Genomic DNA, 20,820 nt, shown 5'->3' with positions numbered 1-20,820 from the left:
CATCCGGTGGCAGGTCGTATGCCCGGACATATGAATGTACTTCTGTGCGAAGCCGATGTACCCTATGACCAACTCTTCGAGATGGATGCCATCAACGGAGACTTCGCTCAGACGGATGCGGTGGTAGTAATCGGTGCCAACGACGTAATGAACCCTGCCGCTCGCAATGCAGAGGGTACGCCTATCTATGGTATGCCCGTACTGAACGTGGACGACGCTCCAGAAGTAATCATTTGCAACTTCGACCTCAAACCCGGTTACGCCGGTGTGGAAAATCCCCTCTATACACGAGCAACGGGGGTATTCCTCAAACTCGGAGATGCCAAGGAATCACTGGCAGAAATCATGAAAGAAATGGACATCGTATAGCTGTAAGCGACATCCATCCCAATACAAACGGAAAGGACTGTCAAGGAGACCGGAAACTCCTTTGACAGTCCTTTTCCTTTTGGCATTTGCCCGACTAACCAGACTAAACGATCACTGATGACTGCACTCGCAGGTATCGAAAACTGTCAATGATTGCCTTTCAGAAAAGCTATCGGGAAATTGGGATCGATACGCATCGTCAGCTCCAAGGCGTGGCTCATCGCAAAACGATCCGAAGGCTGGGACCATACCCGAGCAACAGCTGCCAACGAAATGCTTCGTGCCATCCGCCACGAATAGTCGGCATAGAGACGAATATAATCGCCCCGGCCGCTCGGAAGAGGCTGTTTGTCATACATCAGCGAATTGGCGAAAGGCGCAGCAAAGGGAGAAACGTAATGCCTGCCGTACCAATAATCCGCACGAAAAACGAGGTGTTCCAAGTCCATTCCAAGAGAAAGATAACCGCCCCACCCTCTTTCGTAAGGGAAGTATCCTCCACTTGATAAGGCCGCTACAGCATAGGCAGAACCCCAAATCCGCATGGGTTTGTCGGTACGAGGACGAAGGGAAAGCTTAAGTCCGATAGCTCCGTTCACCCATGTATGTACGGTATCCTGCTGTGCCCAGTTGTATTCTCCACCGCGATGCGTGGCAATAGCCTGCAAGGGCAGTTCGAGCTGCCATTTGCTTTCGTTTGACAGCAATTTGGAGGTAGTGGATAAGCCGAAGACAAAAGACTCCTGATGATTGTCATTCTTGAAAATCATGCTCAACCAATTGATCCAAACATGCATGCGGAAGCGTGTCCAATCTCCCCGAAATTGCAGACCGGCTTCAGGATCAGCCGTCAAATCCAACTCAGGATTGTAGATCGGTTCGATCAGTCCGTGAGCTGTACCGCCGGCTATATTGCCCAACGTCAGAGCAGTCGTGGCAGTAGGCTTCAGCGTGGCCTGTACATAAGGCAGAATACGCAAGCGTACATAGTCGTTATAGTCCGTCCAATAAGGTAAATCGGAATAAACGATACCGGCCGGATAGCGACTTGCCCCCCAGTAGTTCAGGGTAGATACTCCGAGCGAAAGCTTCACGCCATGTGCTGCCGGTAGCGAGTAAGAGGCAAAAGCGGAAACCCGTGCACCCGGCAACGTATAGCCTTTGACCGAGCGTGCATTGTACTCATTGTTACGAAAGAAGAGTGTACTTCGGATCGAAGCAGAGAGTTCATTGGGGTGAATGGTATCCGTCTCCGGTCGCTCTCCCCCCATGGAATAATAATGCTGCCCGCTAAGCACAGCAGGCAGCATCATAATCAAAGTGATAAGAAAGGCAGAGAGTCTCATCCTTTCACCAAATCCTTCATGCCACCCAAGGCACCGAGCATACCAGTAGCCTCGAATGGGAGGTAAACGGTCTTGGCCTGATCGCCCTTGTTGATGTCCTTGAGCGTTTCGATGTACTGCATGGCGATGAGGTATTGGGTCGGATTGGCACCGCTACCGGCTACTGCTTCGCTGATCTGGCGGATAGCTTCGGCCTCGGCCTTGGCCACCAGTATCTTAGCCTCGGCCTCCGCTTTAGCTCTGAGGATCTTGGCCTGCTTCTCACCTTCGGCATGATTGATGGACTCCTGCATCTTACCCTCGGATTCGCGTATCAAAGCTTCTCGCTGTCCTTCGGCTTGGAGGATTTGAGCACGCTTGTCACGCTCGGCACGCATCTGCTTCTCCATGGCATCGCGAATATCGCGCGGAGGATTGATGTCCTGTAGCTCCACGCGGTTTACCTTCACACCCCATTTGTTGGTGGCTTCGTCGAGGATTTCGCGTAGCTTGCTGTTGATGGTATCGCGGCTGGTCAGCGTCTGATCCAAATCCATCTCACCGATCACGTTACGCAGACTCGTCTGAGTCAGCTTCTCGATGGCATCCGGCAGATTGGAAATCTCATACATGGCACGCATGGGATCCACGATCTGGAAATAGAGAATGGCATTGATCTCCGTCACCACGTTGTCACGCGTGATCACACTCTGGCGAGCAAAGTCGTACACCGTCTCACGCAGGTCGATACGGGTATCGTCCTTGAACTGCACCACATTCTGTCCGGAGGGCAGTGTATAAGCGATGCGCTTGCGTATGGGACGGGGTTTGTCGATAAAGGGGATGATGATACTAACACCCGAACTGAGCGTACGATAGTACTTGCCAAGTCGCTCGATGATCATGGTCTCGGACTGCTGCACGATCTTCAAGCCATTGGCGATGATGGCTATCACGAGAATGATCAGAGCTGCAAGGATAAATCCTGTTGCTGTCATAATGAATTAGGTTTTTATTGTTGAATTATTATTGTTTGTCGTTACCAAGGACTACTACATTTAGGACAATGCTTTCGTAGGATACGATCTCCACACGCACACCCTTTTCTATCACCTCTCCGGTCAGCGAGCGAGCCGTCCAAATATCTCCATCCACAGCCACGCGCCCTTTGTCCGTCGTCGGATCTATCGTCTCCGTCACCAGCACCTTCCGCCCAACGAGGGCATCCGCTCCGGTGGACACATGCGGCAAGGCTTTCTCTGCCCTCTTCTGCATAAAAGGCCTGAGCAGGAAGAGCGAGAGCAACGAAGCCACAATGAAGAAAACGGTCTGCCACACGATGGACAAGCCCAAGGCCGCCGGTATAATGGCAGCAAAAGCCCCCACACCGAAGCAAGCCAGGAAGAAACCCGGGGTAAAAATCTCAAAAACGAAGAGCAGAATACCTGCTACCAGCCACCACTGCACCGGAGTAATCGATTCGAATAACATAGTTCTTTGAAATGTTTCTTAGAAGTATTTTGATTTCAAAAGCCGGTTTCGACAATCGAAACCATGCCCTACAAAGATAAAGGAAAAGGTGATGCATACTGAAAAAAAGGGGAAAACTCCTATAGTCATTCTTTTTTTCACTTTAATGTCATATAACACTGATAATCATTGCGTTGCAATGAAGACCGTAGGCCTACGCTGGTCTCCTGCACCGTGCAGGAAGGTATCGTACGCCTACGATTGTTTTCCAATCGCTGCACAGGCTGTCGCCACAGCGGAGACGGCCCGGAGTTTATGGCCTTCAATAAGATTGAAAAGACGCCCAAAGTGTCGATATACTTTGCAAGGCGATACACCTCTACGGATAAACCGCACATCGAACATCTCAACGCACTCACTCGGCAATACCTCCCTAAAGGCGTTTCTTTCATCGAAGATGGAATGTGCAAACTATTTTCAATCTTAGATTAAAAAGTAGCTTCATATTCAATTTTTCTGGTATCTTGGGAGCGTTCGGATATGCATTAAACAAATACATCAAACTATCGAAACAGAAAAGTTTTCTTCAAATTGGGACCGGGATACAGAGATACAGCAGTTATTAACTAAATAAAAACAGAACCAAGATGAAAAGGAAAATTTCAGTTGTTTTAGTAAGTATGCTACTCGGTTTTGTAGCAAACAGTCAGGAGATCAGATTTTTTCAGGACCTTCCCGTGAGTAACCCTCAGGAGTTGTTCAAAGAGCTGGAAGCCAGAAATTTCCCCAAAGAAGAAAAAGGCAAGTTCAAAGGAGAATACATCACCGAATTCCAAGGACATCGGTTCTATTTAAGTCAAGTGGAGGACATGGTAATTGCCAAGTATTGCTGTGAAGGCGATACACGGGAGACCATAGAAATCTGCAGCGAACTCACCAACCAGCTGGAGCGACAGGCCACCAATGCAGGGCACGAAGTATCGATTATTTATCACGAAGGAAAAGAAATCCTGGAACTAAAAAATCATGTCGATATTCGCCGGCAAATGGAAAATAGGAAATACGACAGACAACGGGAAGTGGACTACTCCATCATAACGCTGGAGAACGGAGATACGATAACAGTTCGCCTCAAGCCGGTAATTGGTCTGGGAACATTCCACAAACACAGCGCAGTGTCTTGGGAAATCAGCGTATTGTTTATGTACAAGGGTTCCGCTTCCTAAAAGGAAAAGGTGTGCAGAATGAAAGAAAACCTTTCTGCATCTGGAAAAAGGAGGACATAGCCCCATAAACGATACGGATGGAATATTCCATTCAGTAATCCCACCAAAACGAAGTGACCCACCGAATTTTTCGGTGGGTCACTTCGTTTTTACAACTGTCCAAATGGACGACGTTTAGGACACTACGGTATCGTACTTACGAATCTTAAAGGATGAAGATGGAGGTAAAAGCTGACTCGGAGCTGATTTTACGCATCCTCATACTCAGTCATGTGGTTGAGATTCGGATAGTCTTTGTTCGACAAGCTCTTCGGCTAAACGGACACAGTTGTTACAGGGGTATTTTAGTTCCCCCTTCAGCTCGCGGCAGGTGATACCGCCGGCAAGGGCTTGAAACTCCTGACTCACAGGTTGCAGCCCTTTGGCTTCAAGAATTCTGTTGGCTGAATAGAGTGCACCGCAGAGTCCGCCTTCGGCTCTTCCGCCTCCCTTGGGGCGGTATTCTTCTTCGATCGCTTCGTCGGTCATGCCGGTCAAATCTTGAAATCCTTTTTGAACAGCTTGTGCGCAGTTCCAATTGTTCGGTTTGTTGTGGAAAAATGTTTCCGATCTGGATTCTTTCGTCATATCGGGTTGTGTTTGGATATTGATACGCAGTTCTTGTAGGCCGGATTGAATATAGGGCCTCGAATAATCAACATGCTTCAGTATTGTATTGTTCCATGCAATCAGGTCGATGTCGATGGCTACGCGGCCATCGAAGGGTTTGGTATACGTTCTGCCCAACTGCAATTCTATTCCTTTCAGCTTTCGCCCGACTTCTTCCCTGTCCTCCGTCGAATAAAAATGGGCGGTCAGGTTGGTAAAGCGACCGGACGGGTATGGAAAGTCAATGGGATCATTCTCGATGGGCTCGGAGAAGCAGATCGTCGGATATGACCCCCGCAGCAGACGCATAGCCGCAGGAATATTGATCTCTGCGGCATAGTTGCTGCCTATGCTGATAACGATGTGGTGAGTATTCATGATGTGCAGTCGTCAGTGTGCGGCTTTTAGGGAGCAAGGGTTTGCAGACGGACAGATTCCTCATGGATACGACTGAAGAGCTCCGATACGAATGCTTCGTCCAAACCCAAGAGGGTAGCAGTGCGTGCGCAATTGCGTTGGAGCTGTTCGTAACGCAGGTTCTGAACGACAGCCAGATTGTGCTCTTTTTTGAACATGCCTATCTCGTATGCTACTTGCATCCGCCGTGCAAGCAATTCCACAATATTCTCATCTATCTGATCGATCTGCATGCGCCATGAGATCAACTCTTCGTCCTGCTTCTCGGATTGGCGGCATGGGATACGCAAGTGCCGGAGTATTTGAGCAAGAACGGCGGGCGTTATCTGCTGGCCTGCATCGCTTAGAGCCTTGTCAGGAGAGCAATGCGATTCGATGATCAGTCCGTCGAAATTCATTTCCATCGCTTGCTGGCTGACGGATTCGATCCGATCTCTCTGTCCCGTAATATGGCTCGGATCGCAAAGGATGGTAAGCGAAGGGAAACGTCTTTTCAGATCGAAAGGGATCTGCCAATGGGGAGGATTGCGAAACGTCTTGGTCGCATAGGTACTGAATCCTCTGTGGATGGCTCCGATCTGTCGAACTCCGGACTGCCGAAGCCGTTCCAAGGCTCCTGTCCACAGATCCAAATCGGGACTGATCGGGTTCTTGACAAGGACAATCACCGATTCGTCCTTGCCTATCGTATCGGCAATTTCCTGTACGGCAAAGGGATTGGATGTAGTTCGTGCGCCCAACCAAAGTATTCGGATACCGGCTTGCATGGCTTGCTCTACGTGCTCGCGAGTAGCCACTTCCGTGGCCACAAGCATACCCAATTCGTCCTGTACACGCACCAACCAAGGCAGCCCGACTTCTCCCACTCCTTCGAAGCAACCGGGAAGAGTACGAGGTTTCCACAGACCGGCACGAAAGATACGAATGCCGGCCTCGTTCCTAAGTGCACGAGCTGTAGTCATTATCTGTTCCTCGCTCTCGGCACTGCAAGGGCCGGCAATAACTGTCGTATTAGGCTCCAAGGGAAGAAGCAACGGTGCAAAATCACGGTACTTCATGATGCAATGCTGAATTAGTTAGCGACAATAGTTTCGAGCAGACGAGCATATTGTCCTGCCTGCTCCTTTCGTGAAAAAGTGGAAATGAAATCTCTGTTCGAATTAGGAAGGGATGTATCCCCTTCTGCCTTCCAGCGCGTATATTGATCGTTCAGGAACGTAGCTACCTCTTCTGTCGTCCGAGCAGCCAATCCGGCCTCGGCCTTCGATATAATATCTGCCACGATAGCTTCATCGCTCCTTACCATCAGGATGGGTTTTTCCATGGCCAACGACTCGAATAACTTGGTCGATACTATGCCATGAGGACCTCCGGGCTTCTCTGTATTACCCAACTGGAGCAGGATACTGCTGCGACGCAATATTTCAGGTACCTGAAGGGCCGGAACCATCGGGAAAAAGCGACTCATATCGGCCAGGCCATACTGCCGAATCAGCGGTTGCAGGATAGAACGGGAGTGTTCGTCCACATACCAGTGAAGTTCTATTCGTCTCTCTTTGCGCACCTCCTGAAGGGCTTCAGAAGCCAAAGCCTCGAACAAAAGGGTAGGGTCGTGCATTTCCGAAGTCAGCAATCGTCCTGTATAGGAGAGGATGAATTTGTCACAAGGGAGCGATCCTCGAGAAAAAAGTTCGGGATCATAGCCGTTGTAGATCAATTCTGTACGAGGATTAATTTCTGCGAGCAGATTGCAGTGCCAAGGAGATACTGAAACTACACGATCGGCTTCATGGAGATAACGGTTTCGGAGGGAAATATAGCGGTGTCGGAGCCACTTCATCAGCAGACTTGGCAGTCGCTTGCCACGAGGAAGAAAATCGTACTTGCTGTACTGTTCGATCACATCGCGGCAATCTGCCACCCAAGGCAATCGATGTGCTCGTGCATAGCGGCAAGCTGTAGCAAGGGGAAACTTGCGATAGGTAAGACAAAGTACAGCATCGAATTTGACACTGGGAAAAGCTTTCACCGCTTCTTTGTAGAATCGCTCTTCTTTCTGCTCCCAAGCCAATTCGCCGAACAGACGAGCCGAACGGATCGCATAAGAAGGTGAAGAGAGATCGATTGCCGTTACCGGAATATCGGTGCAGAATCCGCCGAATACATCGCCATGTGACTGGGATGCCGGAGCAGGCATCTTTTCCGTTATTACGTAAGGTTCCCAACCGAAGCGAAGCAGGTATTTGGTCAGATAGGCTGCTCTCGGAGCGAAAGCCGGTGGGAAGATGTCAGCGAAGATGAGTACCCGTTTCATTGATCGGTGGCCGTTTCGTAGTCAGGAGATTCGTTCTCCTGTTTTTCCTCCATGGTTTCTATCAGTCGCAACACCTCGCGATACAAACGGGCATGCCAAGGATGGATGTCACGAGAGAGGTATTCGTTGTGCCAGAGAAGTGTGGCTTCTCCTCCGTGGGTGAAAGTATGCTTCAGCAGCACCTCGCACAACTTCGTGGCTGCAGCTTCATCCAAGCCCATATATTCCCGCCTGTCCAGCGTACAGTCCATCAGCGTAAGTGGGTGCAGGATCAGTTCGCTCAGCCGTCTTGTGGAAGGCATGATGAAGCGAACGGGACGAGATGTACCGAGGCGGAAACCTGCAACATCGGCATATCCCATGGAGTAATCGTGTCTGATACCCGCCGAGATTAGGGCTTGCATGTCCTCCGGCTCACGGGCTGCAAGGTAGTGATGCCTGTTGCAGTCCACCACCGCGCCGGTATCACTCATCAATTGCTTACGCTGCTTTCCGATCAGTTCGGGGTTCAGTCCGGCGGAGTAGTTGCTGTGGAGTCCTATCACTATTCCATTGTTTTCGACCAAAGATCGGAGCGGTTGATAGAGCGGTTTTCTCAGCGAATAGTTCGGCGCATCTTGTGGGGCCTTTCCGGGTGTTTTGAAGAAAAAGATAATCCGACAGTGATCCTGCATTTTGCTGCGCAATGTTTTGTCCCAATCCACAAAACGGGGAAAAGTAAAAAAGCGATCGCTTGACGGATTGGCATAAGCCAGACGAAAAGCCTTGAAGGGAGATTTGCGTTCCTTGATCAATGCTCGGGCAAAGCTTCTCCATCCTCTGTACTCGAACGGTTCGTCTACGTCATGCGTCAGATTCACCATGGAAAAATGGGGGACAGGGTCTTTTATCGGCCAGCCCATCTGACGAATTTTAGTACGCAGGATGGCCCCGTATTCATCTACGACAGGACGCTGCAGGAATCCTGCCTTGAAAGGTAAGGACTCTCTTCCCGGAAATCGTCCGTGTATATCTCGATGTTTACGCCGGTACATCTCCTCGTAGCGAGAGATCAGAAAATATGTAGAGGCGACAATGTCGGCATTCAGCACCAGCGTGTCGCTCTCTTCCAACAGCTCTTCGGTCGGCTCTCCGAACAGGAGCGGTACGCCCTCCCACTCTTTCAGTGGTAACGAGGGAAAAGCCTTATCGGTACCGTAAATATCCGAATCGAAGAAGTTTGAAGCACGGATGACAATGCTGTATCGGGACATCTCGCTCTGCTTCGAGGTATAACCGATGCGGCTGAGGAGCTGATCGCTTCCGCTTTCATCTCCGATCAGAAAACGAATGATGTAGTGGATTACTTCAGTATTCATACCTGTTTTTGCTGACCGGCATCATGAAAGGCCCGCCATTTACGTCTTAGTCGGCCACATAAGCCAATCCGGCCTTTGGACAGTCGGAAATAGGGCGTTTGCACGCCTCCGAACGAGCGGAAGAATCCTTCTACCCCCTCCAGCATGGAACCTTCGAAGTCAAATGTATGAATGCCTTCCATCTCACAAGCCCTCCGAATGGCCTCATACAGGACAAAAGCTCCGGCATTGCGCCCCTGTCCTTCACGAATCTGGCCGGAAGCAATCGTATAAGCTGTGTCATGATCATGGACGAGGAAGACGGCAGCCAGCAGATGCCCTTCGCTATCTTCACAGCCGACTATTTCACCTGCTTGTCTTTCGATGGCGGCTTCCGCCACCCGTTGCAATGTCTGCGATGCAAATCCTTTTGCTTCCTGTCGGGACATGGATATACGACAGAGGCGCAGCAGGTCGTCCACCGTGGCCGACGTGTAGCGGAGTCCGTCTCTTTCCCCCTTACGTATCTTCTTCATGGCGTCGGGGCGAATAGCTGTCCGTACAACATCGATCCCCGGGCTTAGATCTAGTCTGTATGTATATCGCGTAGTCTGAGAGTAACCCTGCCAGTAATAGGGGAGCCAATCGGTAAAATCCTTGGAGTATTGTACCATAAAGGACTTATGAGGCGGAAGCATGGAGCGCAGCATATCGTGTACCCTGCGCTGGGTACGAAAGGAGGTTGTGCCGTCTTCATTTTTGCCTATGAGACTGTAGGATCCCAAAAACTGGGTGAAGGGCGGCATGCTGATATGACCGGGTACCGGCATATAACATGGCATCACGCCTGAAGCCGTCCCTTCCTCCTCAAGGACGAAAGCCATCCATTCGCCGACACCGCATACAGCGTCCAGCCACCAATCCTGCAGGTATAGAGGAATGGGCACTCCTCGCCGGCATAGCTCCCGATAGCGTTGCTTCATCACTATCCAAGGGAAGAGACCGAAAAGCCTCCGATATGCTCAAACGCCTTCGATCTCCTCATCCAAGATTGCTTTATGAATGTTTGTTGCGAATGGCTTCGCGTATTTTTTCAGTCAGTTCTTCGGCCAATTCCTCATTGTCCCGAATCATTTCCTTGGCAGCCTCACGGCCCTGTCCCAGCTTCGTATCGCCATAGCTGAACCACGATCCGCTCTTCTTGATAATATCCAGCTCTACACCCAAATCGATGATCTCGCCGGAACGCGAAATGCCTTCTCCGAATACGATATCGAACTCTGCTTTGCGGAACGGAGGAGCCACCTTGTTTTTCAACACTTTCACCTTGGTCAGGTGTCCCATGATCTCTTCCCCATCCTTGATAGGTGTGCTCTTGCGAATGTCGATGCGGATGGATGCATAGAATTTCAGTGCATTCCCCCCTGTGGTGGTCTCCGGATTGCCGAACAAAACACCGATCTTCTCACGTAGCTGGTTGATGAAGATACAGGTCGTATTGGATTTGCTGATGGCTCCGGTCATCTTACGCAGTGCTTGCGACATCAGACGGGCATGCAGACCGACTTTGTTGTCGCCCATTTCGCCCTCGATCTCCGCTTTGGGCGTAAGGGCTGCTACGGAGTCGATAACGATAATATCGACAGCAGAAGAGCGAATCAGTTGTTCGGCGATTTCCAAAGCCTGTTCACCGTTGTCCGGCTGTGCTATCCAGAGATTATCCACATTGACCCCCAGCTTTTCGGCATAGGTGCGGTCGAAAGCATGTTCGGCATCTATGATAGCTGCCAAGCCACCGGCTTTCTGCGCTTCGGCAATGGCATGGATGGCCAGAGTGGTCTTACCGGAAGATTCCGGTCCGTATATCTCGATAATACGTCCGCGAGGGTAACCGCCCACACCGAGAGCCAAATCCAATCCGATGGAGCCGGAGGGGATAACGCTTACATCCTCCACCGTATTGGCTCCCATATTCATGATAGCACCTTTTCCGAATGTCTTCTCTATCTTTTCCGTGGCCATTCGCAGGGCTTGCAGTTTCTTTTCGTCCTGCACCGCGGGTATCTTTTCTTCTGCCATATATCTTTATCTTGTTGTATTATCCGTTTAGTATCTGGTCGGCGTGGTCTTTGGTCTTGACCTCTTTGCCTCTGATGATGCGTGTGACTATACCCTCCTCATCCGTGAGAAAAGTAGTGCGTTCGGTCCCCATGTATTTGCGTCCGTACATGCTTTTTTCCACCCAAACGCCGAATAGCTCGTTGAGACGCATGTCCTCATCCACGATCAGCGGAAAAGGAAGCTCGTACTTCTCTCGGAAATTGCGATGGCTCTTGGCCGAATCACGACTCACTCCGATGATTTCGTAGCCGGCAGCACGAAGTGCGCCATGACTGTCGCGCAGGCTGCATGCCTGTGCCGTACATCCCGAAGTATTGTCTTTGGGGTAGAAATATAGTGCGATCTTTCGTCCGCGATAATCGTCTCTTTTGACTTCGTTCCCGTCTTGGTCTATCCCAAGAATCTCAGGGATACGGTCTCCTATTTGTATCATTGTTCTGTCTGTCTGAATTATATCGAACAAAGGTAACAAAAAGGTCACACCCTACAGTTCCTAATTTTACGAAGTATCTCGATTACCTTATCGACCGTATTTATCATGGAAAGAGCGAGGGGAGAAAGATCGTTAGAGAACTTTACTCTGTGCTTCGCCTTTGGTACTGTGGAATACGATCCTGATGTTCTTTTGGCGACAGTATTTGGTGACATTGCTGCTTAGAGAGATGTCGTCGCTGATGATACTGATTTGCTCGACCTATGCAGCAGGCTGTTTGCAGATCGTCCGTCCCCCTTTCCTTACGAGCAGATGGTTCCAGCTGATACCGACGAAAGCTCCAGGTTCGGTGACCATCAAATCGGATACCTCTTCCTGCCGTTGCAGCTGTCTCTTCTACCGGTCATGCAGGCTCTCTCTTTCATGCTTGATCGGACTGCCGGCATGGGACTTTCCTGTCTGTCTTTCGAAAATCGAAAGCGATGTTTTTCTGTTTTTACCGGATCATTGAGGACTCGTACAGCATGAGTACAGAGTGTATGGCGGTATGCCGTAGAGGATGACGAGCTATCCCATACAGCTTTTCGAGCTACGCTGTAGAGTTCAGCGAGGTACGCTCTACAGCGTAGCGAGCCGAGCCGTGGAGTTCCGCTCCGGGAGCCCTACAGACGGCTGAGCTGAGCCGTAGAGCCTGACGCAACGAGCCCTACAGCGTAGCTCGAAGAGCCGTAGAGCGTAGCTCGGTACGCTCTACGGCGTAGCCCGAGTAGCTGTAGAGCGTAGCTCACCTCCTTCCAAAGTATGCTCCGAAAGGCTGTAAAACGATGCAAACTCGATAAAACAGCGACAGCTGCCGAGTTTGTCGTAAACTCGACGGCTGCCTTACATACTCTCTGATTATTACAACAAGCTTATTTTGCGTTGTCGCTGCTCTCGACAAATCGGCCATACCCTACGTTGGTCTTCGCTCCGAGTCCGAACATAAGTATTATCTCTTCGAATAACTTTTCTTTGTCTGTTGCCGAAAAGACTATTTCGTTTCCGTCTACCAATATCTTGGTGTCTTTCAGAATAAAGCGGAATCGGTATGTTACGCCGGGGTTCACCCTGAGAAAACGGATCGGTGTAGGGTTTTTCAAAGGGTGTTTGTGAGCTGTGATGTAATCGTCTCCAAAGAGAGTCTTGTCGCTCTCTACGGGAATAGCATCCAAGAAAATATCCTGCTTATAGCCGGAAAGACCTTTCCCCTCGAATACATAGTCGAGAAAGTGTTCTTTATCATTTCCTTTCCATGTCGATGAGCCATTGAGTTCTTTGTATTTCAAAAAATCCCACTTTTCAATGGCTGATTTCAATGCCCCTTTTATAGAAGACCCGGGGATAACAGGCAGTCCCGAAGTGTAATCGAAGTACATGCCGAGCTGATAGAAGGCTCCACTGTCTCTATCTTCTTGCTGATCGTGATTGGCGTTTTGCTCATTTCGTTCCGATTTGTTGATCTCATGATGGTAGCCGATGCCGCAGAGCAATCCCGGATAAGAGGTTTTCAGTTCGAAACAGGTAAATCCCGGAATCAACTTGAATACCGGATCTTCTTTGGCGGGACGTTGGTTTATGGCTTTCAGCTTGTCAGTCTCCTTATTGAATTTGTCTGTATTCAGGAGATTGCCGTCGCCATCTAGCTTCAGGGTTTCGAAGTAGTCTCTGTAGTACCATTTGCCGTAGTTCATGATTGTCCTCCTTCCTTGTCTGCGATCTTAAATGTACGGGTGGCCAGCTTTAGCGTTACAGCGTATTTCAGGAGTATTCGTTCCCTCGCGAGCAATTCGGTTTTTCTTTTTTCCCGAATCTCCCTGATGGTTCCCCCTTCCCCTCCGATCACTTTTTTTATGATCGTGGTAGGCTCCACTTGCTTCCAATCCGCAACGTTTTCTCGTTTGTCTGTATCAGTCTCATTATACATATAATAGAGGGCCTTCAGCCACAGCTTGCGGTCGCCTTCGCTGTTGTCCTCTGTCCCTTTGTTGTAGAAAATCAGTGTGGGCAGAAGTCCTGACTGTAAGATATTAGGCCCAAGAGCATTGATATATCCCTCGTGCACTTTCTCTATTTCCCCCTGTTCATCGGCTATGCCTACTGCGGTTATGGCAGCCATGGCTGTGGGGATCAATTCTTGTATCTCTTGCTTCCTGACTATCATAGTTGAGTGATATTAGTGATCTTACACAATCCATAGCCGATCGAGCTGTTCGCACCGATCTGTACAATGCTCTTTTCGTTCGTCAGCAATGCATCGAACTTCTTGAATATATCTTCGGGCTTTTCCTTACCGGTATTTTCAGGATAGGTAACGAAGAATACGAATCGCGACTCAGCGGGTACTACCTCTTCATACCAGAGGTTTTTGCTTTCCCCGTTTTTCAGATAATTTCTGGCGATAATCGGAAGACTCTCGTGCGCATCGGCCAATACCTTTTGTTCTTCCTCGGTAAAGTCCGGAAAAACTATACCGGCCACCCCCATATGCTGTCCCAGCTCTTTAAGAGACTCCTTCCATGCCGGACAAGAACAGAGCTTGTAGCCCTCGGGTATATCCTCCTTCACACTTGCTTGTATAGGAAACGCCAGGAGATTGGCTTGCAGGAAATTGAAGTGTCCCGTTTTATTGTCTTTTTCGGCCGCTCCGTCGTTATCGGGGCCGAATATGTAGTCTATATCGATGGTATCCGGCTGTAGAGAGGCAAAAAACTGTCTCAAGGCTCCCTTCAAGCTGGAAGAATATATGCAGGGCCTTCTGTCGGTTACATCCCTTTGTACGGGGTTGTCCACCACATTGTAGTTTGCACCGCCTACACCTACATGGAGGTTGGTCAGGCATCGGATCATGTATACTGCTGTTTTCATATTTTGTTTGATGGTTATTGATTAGAGATTAGAGATTAGAGATTAGAGTTGTATGATTGTATCCTATCGCATGGAAGTGCGAATCGGCCACTTTGGATTGGAATTCCTTTGCTTGTTTCTCGGATGTGAAGTAAAAGAGCGAACCTCTGGCATAGAGTTCTATCTCCTTGCTGACACACATATCGCTATTGGACTTATCGTTTAGCTCTTGTATTCGAGTCTTATTCCTGTTGTAATATCTTTTCGTTTCGAGATTGGTGAGAAGACAAGCGAACTCCCTTACATCTGTGACGGCAAAAAATGCAGTCTCTGCAACAGCAGCCTCGATATAAGCATCCGAAAGGAGCAAAACGGTGCAATAGTTGGGATCCTTTTCATACCCGATTGCTGCTACAGCGCGATTATAGCCTTCGGTCTGTTCTCGGAGAGGGGTTACATTCATCAGGAAGGGTTGGCGTTCTCCTCCCAAGTGTACTATTTTGTCGGAGAGTGCTCTCTTCTCTTTCAGCCTGATGTAGAAAGCGAAGCACAGCTCTCTCCACTCCTCGTTATTGAAACGATAGAAGGTCTCATAAAAAAATGATTTGTCATCCGTTCCTCCCTCGTAGTTTTTGCGAATGCCGACACGGCTGTCTTCGATAAAGAAGTCTTCTTCTTTGATAAGCCCGTCGGGAGAGATCCACATATTCGGATGCTTTGCTTTGGAAGAGTATGTTCTGAATAGAGCTGCCCCATTGGAATTTGAGAGTTTTAGGAGGGTATACGGTTTTTCTTCAGCTTCTCGTTGGTACCTTTTTCCAGCAGGCAGATACGTTTTGTTGTTCTTTCTGTCCATCAGAAAAACGGGCGACAGACCTTCGATTATACCGAAGTCGCTGCTCTTCTTATCCAGCGGGAAAGGCGAAAAGCCGGCCCGACCTATCAGGCTTTGGGCTTTTTCTTTGTCTTGGATTTTATTCTCCCCAAAGACTTCCTCTCCGGCACTTTGCAGTATTTGAAAGCGCATCAGGCCCAATAGAGCCGTCTGTTGGGGGAAATATGATGAGCGAACAAAGTAATTGACATTGTCGTCCTCGAATGTATTTCTTTGTCCAAAGAAGAATTTCTCAATGGGTGTGAGTGTCACTAAATAGGTATACATATTCATCTTTCTTCTTTATCGGTTACGAATTGGCAGTAGCGCAAGATACCGTAGAGAAGCTTCTTACGCTCTTCATGATCCCATCGGGGAGTTTCCTTTTCGCTGCTTGTGAGGTATAGGAAGTCGAATACTTCGCCCATGAATTTCCTTGCCTTTTCCTCTTGATGGATTTCTTCATCGAAGAAGTTCTTACAGAGAGCACTCAGGCGGATCTTCTTCATTTCATCGGGCATCTGCATATCCAATATCGGAGCTATTACGGCATCGTACATCTCGCCAAGCCAATGGATGAAGCCTTCGATCATGGCCCCATCTTCACGAAGATCTTTCATCAGCCGGCGAGCTTCATTGTACAAAGAAGGCCCATTGCCCTGAGTCCTGTTTGCTGTTTCCTTGCATGGCAGCGCAAACTCGATAGTCTTGCCACTATGTTTTCGTATAGAGACGGCTACCCGGTCTTTGCCTTCATAGCCCTTGGCTTTGTCGAACAACATCTTGGTAGCCACATCCATAGCCTCGGACATCGGACTTTTGTAGTAGAAGATGCTGACCCCGTAGGACATGGAAAGATCTCCCGCATTGCTCAGCTCAGAGCGGAACGACTTGAAACAGTCGTCCACCTCGTTTATCAGATCGAATACATCGTCTTTGCCATCCCGAAGAATCGGAGCGAAGAAGAACAGATCGTCTCCTCCGATATAGATGGGCACTGCTTTTGCTACTTTTGCCACTTTTGCCGGTTTGAATTTTTCAGCAACGTCTGTGGAGAAATTGAAAAATTTTTCGGAAAATGTCCCCATCTCTTTGGGAGATAGCCCCTTAATGAACGAACCGAAACTATCCCCGTCGGCTTTTACGATAGCCATATACTTATAGCAGTTCAGGAAGTCTTCTCTTTTTTCTTGGGATATTCTGCGATAGTCTACCTCTTGCTCTCCATTGAGGTATTTACGAGTTTCATCGCGTGTTAGCCAACCGGATACTGCTATTTCGGATATTGAATCAAACGGTCTCCCCTCAAACTCTTCTTCGATAAAGGCATTGTTTCTCTGTATGAAATCGGAAATATGATCCGAAGAAAAAGTCACGGCTCGTTGTCTTAGTTCTTGGGTATCCAAGTATTGATTGAGCTTGGTAAAAATTTCTGTTTGATCTTGATATTCTATCCGAACATGAGAGATAGAGATATACTCTTGGAGGTAGGCTTCAATATCTTTTACTCCCTCAAATTTTTGGGCCAAATCTTCGAGTACCCTCCTTTTAATGTCATCGAAGTCTGTGACCTCGCCTTTGATAAAGGCTCTATCGGGAAATAAGCCGACACCTTTTGGGGCATTGGTGTCGCTCGAATAATGTGGAGAAAGAATAATTTCTTTGCCATACTTTTCTGATATTCTTCCGAGCAACTCTCGCATGATCCAAGAGAAAATGAAACTGGCACTCCAAAAAGATTTGGTGTTCCGGGCTTTGGACAAAGTCTTACATATCGGCCCTATGGTTATTGCTGTGTATGTCATAATAATGTTGTTACATCGATTAAACTGCTATCCTTGATAAATCCCATGAAATCAGCAATATCAAAACTGTCTTTTTCTGGTGTCAAGACAAATTCATCACAGACAGCATTCGCAGAGAATGTAAATTTTGTATTGAACATCTCATCCGGAATATCATTCAGTATCAAATAAATAATTCCTCCGATGGGCTTATAGGTAATAGGAGAAGAGAAGCGGTCGATACTCTCATGAGAAATTTTGATGATTTCCTTGTTGTTTTTATCATTGGGAAATTCAAAGTGCTGATGTAGCCCCAATAAAGCTCGAATATAGCGTTTGGGGAAGTTTTTGGTTCCCGTCTCTTCTGATCTGTTTAACATCCGACGTGCTATCGGTTTTTCCCATTCTATGGACTGTTCATGATAGTAGCACCTTAGTTCCGAATAGGAGCCTTGGGGCCCGGTTTTAATTTTGTTGTGGAATTTCCATATCTGGCGAAACTGGTATCCGATGTCGTCGTTTCGGCTCTTTAAGCAATCCACAACATCATTTTCCTGCATCTTTTTGGCAATATCTTTCCTTGAATTGGGAATGGGCTTGTTTTCTATTGAAAAAACAGAGTAACTCCCAAATCCCTTGGTTTGTCGCGTGCCGAAATTGTGAAGGAGGAAGAAATTCTCCAAATGCTTTATAAGTCTACAGCGCAAATCTTCGTATTTGGTGTAAACTTCCCCCACAATATGGCCTCTAGTGAGTATTGCAAGCCTCACAAGATCCCAATTGACCCGCTCATTCTTCACACCTTCTTCATTTGCGAAGTAGGGTGATGGGGATAGTATTTGGATACCCTTGAAGATATTGTGTCTGTCTATATCCTCCTGAAGTTTGGCCTTTTTCTGATCTCCCATATTACTAATCGGCAGATAATATTCAATGGAGGCCTTTTCTTCTATTTTAAAACTAAGCTTATAATCCAAGGCTTTCGGTTGGCCGGGAATACACCATCCCTTTGATTCTATGAACTCCTTTCCAAGTTTTTGAATTAAATACTTATCCAGCTTCGGTTTGACTTCCGAAGCTCGGAGGGTTGCACCCATATCACCTGCCTGAAAATGGATAATAGGGGTATGCTGTATAAGTTCGAATGTTAGGATTTCCATAAGCATTTTATTTGTTAATTATTTAATTCCTTTTCATTATAAGACTTTTGCCCATCCTTCAATTGTTTTCTGGCTTTGTCATAATCTTCTGGCGAGATATAAAGAGGATCGGTAGCATGTTTTTCCGTTTCTTTCTGGAAATAATTAAGATTGTCTATGACTTCTTCTGCTGAGATTTTCCCTGAATAGATTAAAGCTTCTATATTTCGAACTTCTTTCCAAAGTACATTAACTCTCTCTGCACGAATGAAATACTTCTTAGACTGACTTTCTTCTTTTGACAAAATAGAAAATAAATTGAGTATAATAGAAATAAAGCCAAGTATTGTGGCTAATAGCAAGCTTATCTCCTTAGGTATAGATTCTAGAAATTGGGTCATAAAAGCACTTATCGAAAAAACAGATAAAGAAAGAGAGAAAATATTCATCAATTTGATATGCTTGATTTTCCTCTGCTCAAGATTGCTTAATCGATTAAAGGCATTAAAACAAGAGTATGCATAGCAGGCAAAATCTGTCTTATACTCCTGTACTCGTCTCAAAAGATAATCATTATTTTCCATTGGATTTCTTGTTGATTATTTCAAATACTTTTTTTTCAAAATCATCAGTGGTTACGGGATATTTTTCTTTGTAGAAAGTTATATGTTTTTTGTTGAAATCAGGGTGTCTTATCCATCCATATGATGTATAATTCTCTACATCGCATATTATGTCAATATTTATACCTCCCATGTTGAACTTTCCGTAAAAAGATTTAATATCCTGAGAGTGGCAAAATTGAATCTCTTCAACTAGAAAAACATTCAATAATTTATTTACCTTAGTATAATCACCTTGATTTGCCAGAAGAATATCTATATCTCCACAATAGATTGATTCTCCCTTCAGGAATTTTGATGCAGATCCTGTTACTGCCCATTCTATCTGATTTTCATCAAGGATACTCTTTATTATTGGAAGGACTTCTTTTATCGCTAAAGAAGTATTTGTCAATGGTAGATTCTTATTTATTTCTTCCCATGATTTATTCAGAATATCTTTATTTTCCTTGTAAATTTTGTCTGGTATGTCAGGAGATTTTAAAATAATATCAGTATATGAATTATAAACTTGAAGGAATTTTGCATCCGTTTCGATTCTTGCGGAATATAAGTCTTTAACGAGATTATCTATTGATGAAATTACTATTTTAAGATTTTTGTACCTTTCGAAAAAATTGAAGGATAATGACGAAACGACAATAAGTCCTATCAAATAAACGAATTTCATATATAAATCATCAGGAATATTATTTACAATAAAAGGAAGAAGAAGAGAAATAAAAAATAGTAGAGAAACAAAAAAAATGAATCCAAGTAATATTCTTCCGTCTTTTTCACGCATTTTTTTATATAGGTGCCTATTCCAAATACAATTTTCTAATATTCTATAGGAAATTTCCTGATAAACATTTAATTCCTTGGGGGTATTAAAGTATTCATCGTTGTAGCATGAATAAAAATGTACATTTTCTTTTTTGTTTCTTCTTTCAATTTCCGGAATATATTTGAATAATAGTGCTTCTATTTCTCTTCGGTTGGAGATGTTGTATAGAATCTCCAGTTTCAAGATTTCCCTCGCTCTAGTTCCTTCTTTCTTATATCTCAAGAAATGTTTCCAAGACGCTATCTGAGACCCAATAGACAATAATCCAAAAATAAGCGATAGTCCTCCTTTCGAACTTATAAGCTGTTTGGTAGAGCAATCAGGCATTAAGCCTATAAAATCACAGAAGGGTATGATCACAATACATACCAAAGATAACCATCCATACGTTTTGCTTTTGTTTCGGTGTTTTTTTGATCTCTCAAATAAATATTTTCGAGCTTGCTGGATAGTCCATTTCCCCCTGAATGTTTTTTTTGTCTTCATAATCTATAGAAATAAGTATTCTTATAAATTGTAGTTATATCTTAATTCGGATTAAATTTATGCAATTATCTTGATTCAATAGATAAAATATCTATGACCAAATATCTTAAGAATATTGGTATTCCATTAGGTTGTTTGAAAAATACACTGACGCTCTTATATGTATATTCTTGCTCTTAGAAGTATTTTCTTTTTTATGGAAAATCCTCCTACAATCCCACTGAAAAGGGAAAATAAAAATATGCCTGCTATGCGTAGTAGAACTCATAGAATGGGTGATTTAGTTTTTTTCTAAAGTATGTATTCGGAGACTTTTTTCCCATGCTTTTCTCAATCCGACAGTAGGGAAATGATCAAATACAAAAGAAAAGCATACGAACGAAACAAAGATAAGTATTTTCCGATCTTATAGGATGGGTATGACATGGATTTCGATCAAGAGTAACTTCGCCACCCTGAGGGCGAAGGATTCATCCCATCGGTTGTATTGTATAGTCAGTTCGGCTAAGGAGGGGATAAAGGTCTCTCATCCACCATCTTAATAG

At 46.3% G+C, this 20,820-nt stretch carries 21 protein-coding genes; 2 read left to right on the top strand and 19 right to left on the bottom strand.

Annotation, left to right across the window (positions count from 1 at the left end; translation table 11 throughout):
• The coding region (locus F452_RS0107745) for an NAD(P)(+) transhydrogenase (Re/Si-specific) subunit beta (protein ID WP_026292299.1) at positions 1–369 on the top strand (369 nt) is incomplete at its 5' end.
• Positions 370–515: 146 nt separating this feature from the next.
• On the opposite strand, the gene lpxZ is transcribed toward F452_RS0107745, so the two are convergent.
• Genes lpxZ through F452_RS0107730 form a run of 3 tightly spaced genes read right to left on the bottom strand, consistent with a single transcriptional unit; the run spans position 516 to position 3,185 of the window.
• Positions 516–1,715, bottom strand: a complete 1,200-nt coding sequence (gene lpxZ / locus F452_RS0107740) for a lipid A deacylase (RefSeq protein ID WP_018965644.1) — start codon at positions 1,713–1,715, stop codon at positions 516–518.
• Entirely contained in the window at positions 1,712–2,692 is a 981-nt protein-coding gene (locus F452_RS0107735) for an SPFH domain-containing protein (protein ID WP_018965643.1), read from the bottom strand. The genes lpxZ and F452_RS0107735 overlap by 4 nt, the downstream gene beginning before the upstream one ends.
• Before the next feature lie 28 nt (positions 2,693–2,720).
• Positions 2,721–3,185, bottom strand: a complete 465-nt coding sequence (locus F452_RS0107730; RefSeq protein WP_018965642.1) for an NfeD family protein — start codon at positions 3,183–3,185, stop codon at positions 2,721–2,723.
• Between the two features lie 626 nt (positions 3,186–3,811).
• On the opposite strand from F452_RS0107730, the gene F452_RS12850 reads away from it, so the two are divergent.
• Positions 3,812–4,390: a hypothetical protein gene (locus F452_RS12850; protein ID WP_235315025.1), complete on the top strand. Its 579-nt coding sequence runs from the start codon at positions 3,812–3,814 to the stop codon at positions 4,388–4,390.
• A gap of 264 nt (positions 4,391–4,654) precedes the next feature.
• On the opposite strand, the gene F452_RS0107720 is transcribed toward F452_RS12850, so the two are convergent.
• The 16 genes from F452_RS0107720 to F452_RS0107645 all read right to left on the bottom strand — a co-directional run bounded on the left by F452_RS0107720 (position 4,655) and on the right by F452_RS0107645 (position 20,275).
• Complete coding sequence (locus F452_RS0107720) at positions 4,655–5,416, bottom strand: C-GCAxxG-C-C family (seleno)protein (protein WP_018965640.1); 762 nt, start codon at positions 5,414–5,416, stop codon at positions 4,655–4,657.
• Between the two features lie 26 nt (positions 5,417–5,442).
• A complete protein-coding gene (locus F452_RS0107715; RefSeq protein ID WP_018965639.1) occupies positions 5,443–6,513 on the bottom strand; it encodes a chorismate mutase in 1,071 nt (356 codons plus the stop codon).
• Between the two features lie 14 nt (positions 6,514–6,527).
• Positions 6,528–7,769, bottom strand: a complete 1,242-nt coding sequence (locus tag F452_RS0107710) for a glycosyltransferase (RefSeq protein ID WP_018965638.1) — start codon at positions 7,767–7,769, stop codon at positions 6,528–6,530.
• Positions 7,766–9,127 (bottom strand): polysaccharide deacetylase family protein, encoded by a 1,362-nt coding sequence (locus tag F452_RS0107705; RefSeq protein WP_018965637.1) that lies wholly within the window; start codon positions 9,125–9,127, stop codon positions 7,766–7,768. Before F452_RS0107705 ends, F452_RS0107710 begins: the two co-directional genes overlap by 4 nt.
• Positions 9,124–10,089: a GNAT family N-acetyltransferase gene (locus F452_RS0107700; RefSeq protein ID WP_018965636.1), complete on the bottom strand. Its 966-nt coding sequence runs from the start codon at positions 10,087–10,089 to the stop codon at positions 9,124–9,126. The genes F452_RS0107705 and F452_RS0107700 overlap by 4 nt, the downstream gene beginning before the upstream one ends.
• 73 nt (positions 10,090–10,162) lie before the next feature.
• Entirely contained in the window at positions 10,163–11,185 is a 1,023-nt protein-coding gene (recA, locus tag F452_RS0107695) for a recombinase RecA (RefSeq protein WP_018965635.1), read from the bottom strand.
• A 19-nt stretch (positions 11,186–11,204) separates the two neighbouring features.
• Positions 11,205–11,660, bottom strand: coding sequence for a thioredoxin-dependent thiol peroxidase (gene bcp / locus F452_RS0107690; RefSeq protein WP_018965634.1), 456 nt, complete (start codon positions 11,658–11,660; stop codon positions 11,205–11,207).
• 662 nt (positions 11,661–12,322) lie between these two features.
• On the bottom strand, positions 12,323–12,448 hold the full coding sequence (locus F452_RS13040) for a hypothetical protein (RefSeq protein WP_262497958.1): 126 nt from the start codon (positions 12,446–12,448) through the stop codon (positions 12,323–12,325).
• Between the two features lie 123 nt (positions 12,449–12,571).
• Positions 12,572–13,390, bottom strand: a complete 819-nt coding sequence (gene cmr6, locus F452_RS0107680; protein ID WP_018965632.1) for a type III-B CRISPR module RAMP protein Cmr6 — start codon at positions 13,388–13,390, stop codon at positions 12,572–12,574.
• Positions 13,387–13,860, bottom strand: coding sequence for a type III-B CRISPR module-associated protein Cmr5 (locus tag F452_RS0107675; RefSeq protein ID WP_018965631.1), 474 nt, complete (start codon positions 13,858–13,860; stop codon positions 13,387–13,389). Before F452_RS0107675 ends, cmr6 begins: the two co-directional genes overlap by 4 nt.
• Positions 13,857–14,564, bottom strand: coding sequence for a type III-B CRISPR module RAMP protein Cmr4 (cmr4, locus tag F452_RS0107670; protein WP_018965630.1), 708 nt, complete (start codon positions 14,562–14,564; stop codon positions 13,857–13,859). The genes F452_RS0107675 and cmr4 overlap by 4 nt, the downstream gene beginning before the upstream one ends.
• Before the next feature lie 28 nt (positions 14,565–14,592).
• Positions 14,593–15,705, bottom strand: coding sequence for a type III-B CRISPR module-associated protein Cmr3 (gene cmr3 / locus F452_RS0107665; protein WP_026292297.1), 1,113 nt, complete (start codon positions 15,703–15,705; stop codon positions 14,593–14,595).
• 2 nt (positions 15,706–15,707) lie between these two features.
• Positions 15,708–17,222, bottom strand: coding sequence for a type III-B CRISPR-associated protein Cas10/Cmr2 (cas10, locus tag F452_RS0107660; RefSeq protein WP_033317171.1), 1,515 nt, complete (start codon positions 17,220–17,222; stop codon positions 15,708–15,710).
• The gene (locus F452_RS0107655) at positions 17,219–18,361 is read right to left on the bottom strand and encodes a hypothetical protein (protein WP_152567419.1); all 1,143 of its coding nucleotides are present in this window, start codon (positions 18,359–18,361) and stop codon (positions 17,219–17,221) included. Before F452_RS0107655 ends, cas10 begins: the two co-directional genes overlap by 4 nt.
• 14 nt (positions 18,362–18,375) lie before the next feature.
• The gene (locus tag F452_RS0107650) at positions 18,376–18,924 is read right to left on the bottom strand and encodes a hypothetical protein (RefSeq protein WP_018965626.1); all 549 of its coding nucleotides are present in this window, start codon (positions 18,922–18,924) and stop codon (positions 18,376–18,378) included.
• Entirely contained in the window at positions 18,914–20,275 is a 1,362-nt protein-coding gene (locus F452_RS0107645) for a nucleotidyltransferase family protein (RefSeq protein WP_018965625.1), read from the bottom strand. Before F452_RS0107645 ends, F452_RS0107650 begins: the two co-directional genes overlap by 11 nt.
• Positions 20,276–20,820: the final 545 nt, after the last annotated feature.

Source organism: Porphyromonas gulae DSM 15663 (assembly GCF_000378065.1).
Classification (GTDB): domain Bacteria; phylum Bacteroidota; class Bacteroidia; order Bacteroidales; family Porphyromonadaceae; genus Porphyromonas; species Porphyromonas gulae.
Note: the sequence above shows the minus strand (reverse complement) of the source record. Positions and strands in the feature narration are given on the sequence as shown.

Bases quoted from the DNA above. Each gene is read 5' to 3' on its own strand.
- F452_RS0107655 (WP_152567419.1), bottom strand. From the start codon at position 18,361: ATGGAAATCCTAACATTCGAACTTATACAGCATACCCCTATTATCCAT.
- F452_RS0107735 (WP_018965643.1), bottom strand. From the start codon at position 2,692: ATGACAGCAACAGGATTTATCCTTGCAGCTCTGATCATTCTCGTGATA.
- F452_RS12850 (WP_235315025.1), top strand. From the start codon at position 3,812: ATGAAAAGGAAAATTTCAGTTGTTTTAGTAAGTATGCTACTCGGTTTT.
- F452_RS0107730 (WP_018965642.1), bottom strand. From the start codon at position 3,185: ATGTTATTCGAATCGATTACTCCGGTGCAGTGGTGGCTGGTAGCAGGT.
- F452_RS0107650 (WP_018965626.1), bottom strand. From the start codon at position 18,924: ATGGAAAATAATGATTATCTTTTGAGACGAGTACAGGAGTATAAGACA.
- lpxZ (WP_018965644.1), bottom strand. From the start codon at position 1,715: ATGAGACTCTCTGCCTTTCTTATCACTTTGATTATGATGCTGCCTGCT.
- F452_RS0107645 (WP_018965625.1), bottom strand. From the start codon at position 20,275: ATGAAGACAAAAAAAACATTCAGGGGGAAATGGACTATCCAGCAAGCT.
- F452_RS0107715 (WP_018965639.1), bottom strand. From the start codon at position 6,513: ATGAAGTACCGTGATTTTGCACCGTTGCTTCTTCCCTTGGAGCCTAAT.
- cas10 (WP_033317171.1), bottom strand. From the start codon at position 17,222: ATGACATACACAGCAATAACCATAGGGCCGATATGTAAGACTTTGTCC.
- F452_RS0107720 (WP_018965640.1), bottom strand. From the start codon at position 5,416: ATGAATACTCACCACATCGTTATCAGCATAGGCAGCAACTATGCCGCA.
- F452_RS0107700 (WP_018965636.1), bottom strand. From the start codon at position 10,089: ATGAAGCAACGCTATCGGGAGCTATGCCGGCGAGGAGTGCCCATTCCT.
- bcp (WP_018965634.1), bottom strand. From the start codon at position 11,660: ATGATACAAATAGGAGACCGTATCCCTGAGATTCTTGGGATAGACCAA.
- F452_RS0107675 (WP_018965631.1), bottom strand. From the start codon at position 13,860: ATGATAGTCAGGAAGCAAGAGATACAAGAATTGATCCCCACAGCCATG.
- recA (WP_018965635.1), bottom strand. From the start codon at position 11,185: ATGGCAGAAGAAAAGATACCCGCGGTGCAGGACGAAAAGAAACTGCAA.
- F452_RS0107705 (WP_018965637.1), bottom strand. From the start codon at position 9,127: ATGAATACTGAAGTAATCCACTACATCATTCGTTTTCTGATCGGAGAT.
- cmr3 (WP_026292297.1), bottom strand. From the start codon at position 15,705: ATGTATACCTATTTAGTGACACTCACACCCATTGAGAAATTCTTCTTT.
- F452_RS0107710 (WP_018965638.1), bottom strand. From the start codon at position 7,769: ATGAAACGGGTACTCATCTTCGCTGACATCTTCCCACCGGCTTTCGCT.
- cmr6 (WP_018965632.1), bottom strand. From the start codon at position 13,390: ATGAACTACGGCAAATGGTACTACAGAGACTACTTCGAAACCCTGAAG.
- cmr4 (WP_018965630.1), bottom strand. From the start codon at position 14,564: ATGAAAACAGCAGTATACATGATCCGATGCCTGACCAACCTCCATGTA.